The following is a 6,713-nucleotide window of genomic DNA, read 5'->3' as shown; positions in this document are numbered from 1 at the left end:
AGCCAGCGGTGCGCGAAAAACCGCAACGTGAAGGCTTCTTTGCGCGGTTAAAACGTGGCCTGCAAAAAACCAAAACCAACCTCGGCTCCGGCTTCTTTAGCTTGTTTAGCGGCAAGAAAATCGATGAAGAGCTATTTGAAGAGCTTGAGGAACAGTTGCTGATCTCTGATGTAGGGATGGAAGCCACGACCAAAATCATTGATAACCTCACCGATAAGGCCAGCCGTCGCGATCTCAAAGATGGTGAAGCCCTGTACGGCATTCTCAAACAAGAAATGGCGCACATGCTGGAAAGCGTTGAGCAACCCTTGGTGCTGACGGATCAAAAGCCTTATGTGATCTTGATGGTTGGCGTTAATGGCGTGGGTAAAACGACCACGATCGGCAAAATGGCACGCCAATTTCAGGATCAAGGCAAATCGGTCATGTTAGCCGCCGGTGACACCTTCCGTGCTGCCGCCGTTGAACAACTGCAAGCTTGGGGTGAGCGTAACCACGTGCCCGTGATTGCCCAGCATACCGGCGCTGATAGCGCGTCTGTGCTTTATGATGCGATTGAAGCGGCCAAAGCACGAAATGTCGATGTGGTGATTGCCGATACCGCCGGACGCTTGCAAAACAAAGCCAACTTGATGGAAGAGCTACGCAAAATTGTCCGTGTGATGCAAAAACTGGACGTAGGTGCCCCGCACGAAGTGATGCTTACCCTTGATGCAGGCACCGGGCAAAATGCGATCAGTCAGGCCAAGTTATTTAATGAGATAGCACCGATCACCGGTATTACCCTCACTAAATTAGATGGCACCGCAAAAGGCGGGGTGATTTTTGCGGTGGCTGAACAATTTAATATTCCGATTCGCTATATTGGTGTCGGTGAAGGCATTGAAGATTTACGCACCTTTAACGCCAATGACTTTATCGAGGCGCTGTTTAGCCGGGAGGAATAACCGTGATTCAGTTTCAGCAAGTCAGCAAAGCCTATCGCGGGGGACGTCAGGCCTTACAAAAGGTTAATTTTGAATTGCCTAAAGGCGACATGGCCCTGCTCACGGGTCATTCAGGCGCAGGGAAGAGCACCTTGTTGAAACTAATTTGTGCCATTGAACGTCCCAGTGATGGACACATTTATTTCAACGGCCACGATATATCGCGCCTCCCGCGTCAAGATATTCCCTTTTTGCGTCGTCATTTAGGGATTATCTTTCAAGATCATAAACTGCTGATGGACGCGACCGTGTTCGAAAATGTCGCCTTGCCCTTACGGATTGAGCAGCAGTCAGACAATGAAATCAAAAAGCGGGTTTCAGCCGCGCTCGATAAAGTTGGTTTGCTTGATAAAGCGCGTTGTAACCCCATACAACTGTCCGGTGGTGAGCAACAGCGGGTAGGGATTGCGCGTGCGGTGGTCAATCGTCCCCAAGTGCTGTTGGCTGATGAGCCGACCGGAAATTTAGATGCGGCGTTGTCTGCGCAAATCATGGAATTATTCCGCTTATTCAATCAAGTCGGGGTGACCATCTTGATGGCAACGCATGACACCAGCCTGCTCGAACAATACAACCATTTACGGCGCTTTGACCTTCAACACGGAAGCTTAGCGGAGGTGGGGCATGGCTGAATCATTTATTCAGACCCAGCAACGTCACGCATTGACGGCTTGGCGTGATCTTTTTCAGCGTCCGATGGGTAATTTACTCACGCTGATGGTGTTGGCCGTTGCCTTGTCTTTGCCGGCGACCTTCTATTTGCTAGCTAAAAATGTGGTCGCGGTAAGTGCGCAGTGGCAAAGCCCAGCAGAGATCAATGTTTTCTTGTCGCCGACACAATCTGAGCAACAGGGACAGGCGCTGGCGGACACACTGAAAACGTGGCCAGGTATTGATAGCGTCACCTATGTGTCACCGTCTGAAGGCATGACCGCGCTTAAAAAGCAGCGTGGCTTTCATCAAGCGGTCACTTTATTGGAGGACAATCCTCTTCCCAGCGTGATCGTGGTGGTTCCCAGGGGAGATGCTGATAATGACAGCACTCGGACACTGTCGGATCGCGCGAGTGGATTAGCAGAGCAATTAAGGCAACGGGATGAGGTCGCTGAAGTGCGGCTCGATACCGACTGGCTCGCGCGTCTTGATGCCATTAAGACCTTGGCGATGACGATGGCGTGGTTATTTTCTATTTTAATGCTGGCGGCTGTTGTTTTGCTGGTCGGGAATACGCTGCGCTTACAGGTCCTGCATCATCAACCCCGGATCCAGGTGATGAAAATGGTGGGCGCAACGGACAGTTTTATTCTGCGTCCCTATTTATATATGGGCGCTTGGCTGGGGAGCTTAGCCGCAGTCGTGGCCTGGATTCTCACTGCCATGAATACGTGGCTGATGGATGGTGCCGTCCACCAATTTGCACAGCTATATGACAAGCCCTTTACCCTCAGCGGACTGAGTTGGGATGAGTCTTTGCTATTATTGATGGGATCCGTTTTGCTTGGCGTAGGCGCTGCCTTGCTGGCGACGCGCCGTCACTTAAAAGAGATTGAACCTGTATAGGAATAATACGGTCATAGAACAACGAGAGAGACATCAGGGCTTGCAGTTTTCCCCCGCTTGGGTATATTTTTGCATGCTTAATAGCAATTCGGTCTTCGACGATTCGGAAACGAGGTTTGAATGACAAAAGAGATGAACGCATTGGCACCGATTGTACAAGGTAACATCGATGGTTATCTGCAAGCGGTTAACAGCCACCCTATGCTCAGCGCGGAAGAGGAGCATTCGCTGGCCGAGCGTCTCCATTATCATGGTGATTTGGAGGCGGCAAAGTCGCTGATCTTATCTCACTTGCGTTTTGTTGTTCACATCGCCCGTGGATACACCGGATACGGCTTACCCATCGCGGATTTGGTTCAAGAAGGCAACATTGGCTTAATGAAGGCGGTCAAACGTTTCAACCCTGAAGTTGGCGTACGTCTGGTGTCATTTGCCGTCCATTGGATCAAAGCCGAAATTCACGAGTACGTATTACGTAACTGGCGTATCGTTAAAGTGGCAACGACCAAAGCGCAACGTAAGCTGTTTTTCAACTTACGTAAAAATAAGAAGCGCTTGGGTTGGTTTAATAACGACGAAGTGAATATGGTCGCGGAGCAGCTTGGCGTTGAGGCGTCAGAAGTTCGTGAGATGGAAGCCCGTTTAGCGGCACAAGATCCGACCTTTGAAGCGCCCGCATCGGCAGACGATGAGCGTGAAAATGGCCCAATGGCGCCGGTTTACTACCTAGAGGACAAAAGCTCAGATATTGCCGAGTCTCTAGAGGCAGAAAACTGGGAAGCGCACGCTAATCGTCGCTTGGCGAATGCGTTATCAGGCTTGGATGAACGTAGTCAGCATATTGTTCGTGCTCGTTGGTTAGAGGACAATAAGGCAACGTTGCAAGACTTGGCAACGCATTATCAAGTCTCCGCAGAGCGTGTGCGACAATTAGAAAAAAATGCGATGAAGAAATTAAAGCAAGCCATTGGCGATGCGCTATAGCGCCTCCTGATCCTTGTATTGGTTTCGTGAAGAAAAACCGGTCCGTTGGCCGGTTTTTTTTATGCCTGAAAACCAGGCGGTACTCATCGCCATAGCAAGTTATACACAGCTTATCCTGGATCCATACTATATGTAGTGGATCCTTAGATACGATCATCGCTTATCAACGCAATTCACACCTTTGTCCACAAACGATCAAAAATCAAACAAAGCGAGTATTGCTAGACAGGCGGGGGGAGACAAACTCAGGTACAATGCGGGTTCATCTCGAGGCGCACGCGATCCTCGTGTAACATCAGCTGGGAATAACTTTGTGAGTGGAGAGGTATAAGGTATGGATCAGTTCGCACATATCTCTGTGACCGATGCGTGGGAAATGCTGAACGATGATCAGCAAAATGCAGTATTAGTGGATATTCGTGATCCTCAAACCTTTCAGGTCGCGCATCCTCAAGAGGCCTATCACCTCACCAACGACACGCTGGTGGCGTTTATGGATCAGGTCGATTTTGATCAACCCGTCTTGGTGATGTGTTATCACGGGATCAGTAGCCAAGGGGCGGCACAGTATTTGATCAATCAAGGCTTCGATGCGGTTTATAGTGTCGATGGTGGGTTTGAAGCCTGGCATCGACAGTCACTGCCGACCGCATCAGGGATCGATATAAAATAGGACAGCCCATGCAAAAAATCGCGGTATTGCCCAATGCGCGCTTGGCACAAGCTTTTATCGATTACGCGGCCGCGCATGATGTTAGCCTTGAGCTCGCGCCAGAGCCAGACGCACACGTTGCGGTTTGGTTGATTAATGACGACGACAAAGCATGGGTCGACAACGAGCTTGAACGTTTTATTGCCGATCCAACACATAGTCGTTATCAAGCGGCGTCTTGGCAAGTTGCCGAGACGCGCCAAGCACGCTTTCACTACCCCTCAGCTCGATTATGGCAAACGGTAAAAGAGAAATCTGGCCCGGTTACCTTGAGTATCATGTTTATCTGTGTGGCCTTGTTTACGCTGATGACCCTCGGCGGCTTTGATGTGGTGGCGCGTCGTCTGCTGTTTCCTGCAGACAGCAGCCAACAATGGCAATTATGGCGTTTATTCAGCCATGCGCTGCTGCATTTTTCTGCCTTACACATCATCTTTAATTTGTTGTGGTGGTGGGTACTCGGAGGTCGAATTGAGCGTCTCGATAGTAGCAGTAAGCTGGTGCAGATCTTTCTCTTTGCCGCACTTTTCTCAGGCTTAGGCCAATATTGGTTAGACGGCCCGTATTTTGGTGGGCTTTCCGGCGTGGTTTATGCGCTACTGGGCTATTTATGGTGGCTAACTTGGTTGGCTCCCGAGCGTGGATTAACCATCGAAAAACCCTATGTGATCTTTATGCTGGCATGGCTTGTGATTGGATTTTTCCAGCCTATGGGCATGAACATCGCCAATATGGCGCATTTATTTGGCTTAATCATCGGTTGTGTCCTGGGTTTATGGGACGCAAAACGCCACGCTTGACTATCCGCTAACCCCTCGTTCATCGACAGATACCACTGTGCCCTAAAAAAAGAGCAATGAATTGCTCTTTTTTTGTTCGAACGCATACCCTTTTTGCGTCAGATCTATGTTTTTATGTTCGCTTTCACGGTTTTGGTTTTCATTTTGAGTAATTATTCCATTTGTTGAGCGAAATCGAAATTTTAGTTGCTCACTTGTTTGATTTTTATCTTTTTAATTAATCCATCGCGTACATCTTACTGAGGACCCTCCCATGTTTGGAATCTTTCGGCCGGCAGCTCACCGGCAAAGATTGCCAGAGTCACAGATCGGTGACACTTATACCCGACTGCGCTGGCAATTATTTTTTGGTATTTTTATCGGCTATGCCGGTTATTATCTGGTGCGTAAAAACTTTAGCTTGGCGATGCCGTTTCTGATTGATGAATATGGCTTTAGTCGCGGCGATCTAGGTGTCGCATTGGCGGCGGTATCCATCGCTTATGGTTTGTCCAAGTTCCTCATGGGCAGCGTGTCTGATCGCTCAAACCCAAGATATTTCTTAAGTGCCGGTCTGTTAATGTCATCACTGGTGATGTTCAGCTTTGGCCTTTTGCCATGGACGACAAGCAGTATTGCCATCATGTTTGTGCTGCTGTTTATCAATGGCTGGGTGCAAGGTATGGGCTGGCCGGCTTGTGGACGCACCATGGTGCACTGGTGGTCACGGAAAGAGCGTGGTGAGCTAGTCTCCGTCTGGAACGTTGCCCATAACATTGGTGGCGGACTGATTGGTCCTTTGTTCTTACTGGGTTTATGGCTGTTTAACGACGATTGGCGCGCTTCTTTCTATGTGCCGGCATTCTTTGCTGCGTTGGTCGCTGTCTTTATCTGGTTTACCTTGCGAGATACCCCACAATCGTGTGGCCTGCCGCCGATTGAAGAGTACAAAGACGATTATCCGGATAACTACGACGAAGAAGCATTTGAAAAAGAAATGTCTGCCAAAGACATCTTTGTCACCTACGTGATGAAAAACCGTCTGTTGTGGTATATCGCGATTGCCAATGCCTTTGTTTACTTGATTCGCTATGGCGTGCTCGATTGGGCGCCGGTTTACCTGGATGAAGCCAAAGGCTTCACTGTGGATAAATCGTCCTGGGCCTACTTCTTGTATGAATGGGCTGGTATCCCAGGCACACTGTTGTGCGGTTGGATGTCCGATAAGTTCTTTAAAGGAGCACGTGCGCCAGCCGGGGTGCTATTTATGGTGCTGGTGACGATCGCTGTGTTGGTGTATTGGTTTAACCCCGCCGGCAATCCAGGCATTGATATGGTGGCACTGGTTGCGATTGGCTTCTTAATTTATGGCCCCGTGATGCTCATTGGTCTGTATGCCTTGGAGCTTGCACCGAAAAAAGCGGCGGGTACCGCGGCAGGACTGACCGGACTATTTGGTTACCTAGGTGGCGCGGTTGTCGCGAACATTGCTCTGGGTTATACCGTGGACCTCTTTGGCTGGGACGGTGGCTTTATGCTGCTCACCGGTGGCTGTGGCTTGGCCATCTTCTTCTTGTGCCTCGCGTGGGTGGGAGAGCATCGTGTGCGCCGTGACGCGGCTGTGCACGCTGCCTAAATGATCTGTCTTGGCATTGCCTAGTGGCTATGCGTAAACTAGGAAGCCCTCGTGAT

The 6,713-nt window shown here is 49.8% G+C and carries 7 protein-coding genes; all 7 read left to right on the top strand.

From position 1 onward, the window contains the following. The coding region (gene ftsY, locus BZG79_RS02145) for a signal recognition particle-docking protein FtsY (protein ID WP_077773628.1) at positions 1-947 on the top strand (947 nt) is incomplete at its 5' end. A 2-nt stretch (positions 948-949) separates the two neighbouring features. After that, positions 950-1,618, top strand: coding sequence for a cell division ATP-binding protein FtsE (gene ftsE, locus BZG79_RS02140; RefSeq protein WP_077576383.1), 669 nt, complete (start codon positions 950-952; stop codon positions 1,616-1,618). After that, the gene (gene ftsX / locus BZG79_RS02135) at positions 1,611-2,546 is read left to right on the top strand and encodes a permease-like cell division protein FtsX (RefSeq protein ID WP_077576382.1); all 936 of its coding nucleotides are present in this window, start codon (positions 1,611-1,613) and stop codon (positions 2,544-2,546) included. The genes ftsE and ftsX overlap by 8 nt, the downstream gene beginning before the upstream one ends. A 120-nt stretch (positions 2,547-2,666) precedes the next feature. Further along, the gene (gene rpoH / locus BZG79_RS02130) at positions 2,667-3,530 is read left to right on the top strand and encodes an RNA polymerase sigma factor RpoH (RefSeq protein WP_021022237.1); all 864 of its coding nucleotides are present in this window, start codon (positions 2,667-2,669) and stop codon (positions 3,528-3,530) included. A 334-nt stretch (positions 3,531-3,864) separates the two neighbouring features. Further along, positions 3,865-4,203 (top strand): thiosulfate sulfurtransferase GlpE, encoded by a 339-nt coding sequence (gene glpE, locus BZG79_RS02125; protein WP_021022239.1) that lies wholly within the window; start codon positions 3,865-3,867, stop codon positions 4,201-4,203. 8 nt (positions 4,204-4,211) lie between these two features. Further along, positions 4,212-5,042, top strand: a complete 831-nt coding sequence (gene glpG, locus BZG79_RS02120) for a rhomboid family intramembrane serine protease GlpG (protein ID WP_077576381.1) — start codon at positions 4,212-4,214, stop codon at positions 5,040-5,042. A 253-nt stretch (positions 5,043-5,295) separates the two neighbouring features. Continuing rightward, positions 5,296-6,657 (top strand): glycerol-3-phosphate transporter, encoded by a 1,362-nt coding sequence (glpT, locus tag BZG79_RS02115; RefSeq protein ID WP_077773625.1) that lies wholly within the window; start codon positions 5,296-5,298, stop codon positions 6,655-6,657. Positions 6,658-6,713 lie beyond the last annotated feature (56 nt).

The organism is Salinivibrio sp. MA427, assembly GCF_001996115.1.
GTDB lineage: Bacteria > Pseudomonadota > Gammaproteobacteria > Enterobacterales > Vibrionaceae > Salinivibrio > Salinivibrio costicola.
This window is presented reverse-complemented; position numbering and strand designations above follow the sequence as displayed.